Source organism: Streptomyces sp. NPDC004065 (genome assembly GCF_044903565.1).
Classification (GTDB): domain Bacteria; phylum Actinomycetota; class Actinomycetes; order Streptomycetales; family Streptomycetaceae; genus Streptomyces.
This window is the reverse complement of the sequence record NZ_JBJDQT010000003.1, coordinates 75,438-76,512: the sequence shown is the minus strand read 5'-3', so window position 1 is coordinate 76,512 and position 1,075 is coordinate 75,438. Positions and strand designations below refer to the sequence as shown.

The 1,075-nt window shown below is 67.9% G+C and carries 1 protein-coding gene; it reads right to left on the bottom strand.

Annotated features, from left to right (window positions below):
• Nucleotides 1–1,061, bottom strand: a 1,061-nt coding sequence (locus ACI2LW_RS06560; protein WP_404730032.1) for an Ig-like domain-containing protein, incomplete at its 3' end; no start/stop codon positions are given.
• Nucleotides 1,062–1,075: the final 14 nt, after the last annotated feature.

The window sequence follows — 1,075 nt, the reverse complement described above, 5'->3', positions numbered from 1 at the left end:
CCGCCGGTGAGGGTGGCGGTGCCGATGAGGGTGGCGCCGTCGTAGAAGTCGACTGTTCCGGTGGGGGTTCCGGCTCCGGGTGGTACGGGGGTGACGGTGGCGGTGAGTGTCTTGGGTTGTCCGAAGACGGAGGGGTTGGGGGTGGAGGTGAGGGTGGTGGAGGTGTCGGCCTGGTCGACGGTCTGCGTGTCGACGGGTGAGGTGGAGCCGGTGAAGTTCGTGTCGCCGCTGTAGACCGCAGTCAGTGCGTGTGATCCGACGGCGAGTGTGCTGGTGGTGAGGGTGGCGGTGCCGCCGGTGAGTGGGGCGGTGCCGATGAGGGTAGCGCCATCGAAGAAGTCGACCGTCCCGGTGGGGGTTCCGGCTCCGGATGGTGCGGCGGTGACGGTGGCGGTGAGCGTCTTGGCCTCGCCGAAGACCGACGGATCAGGTGTCGACGACAGGAAGGTCGTCGTTGCCGCCTGGTTGACGGTTTGTGTGTCGACGGGTGAGGTGGAGATGGTGAAGTTGGCGTCGCCGTTGTAGGTGGCGGTCAACGGATGTGATCCGACGGCCAGGGACGAGGTGGTGAGGGTGGCGGTGCCGCCCACGAGTGACGCGGTGCCGATGAGGGTGGCGCCGTCGTAGAAGTCGACTGTTCCGGTGGGGGTTCCGGCTCCTGGTGGCACGGCGGTGACGGTGGCGGTGAGTGTCTTGGCTTCACCGAAGACGGAGGGGTCGGGTGCCGAGGTGAGGGTGGTGGAGGTGTCGGCCTGGTCGACGGTTTGCATGTCGACCGGCGAGGTGGAGCCGGTGAAGCTCGCGTCGCCGTTGTAGGTGGCGGTCAACGAATGCGATCCGACCGACAGCGACGACGTGACGAGCGTGGCGGTGCCGCCTACGAGTGGGGCGGTGCCGATGAGGGTGGCCCCGTCGAAGAAGTCGACTGTTCCGGTCGGTGTTCCGGCTCCGGGCGGTACGGCGGTGACGGTCGCGGTCAGGGTCTTGGTCTCGCCGAAGACGGAGGGGTCGGGCGCGGACGTGAGTGCGGTCGAGGTGGCGGCTTGATTGACGGTTTGCATGTCGACCGGCGAGG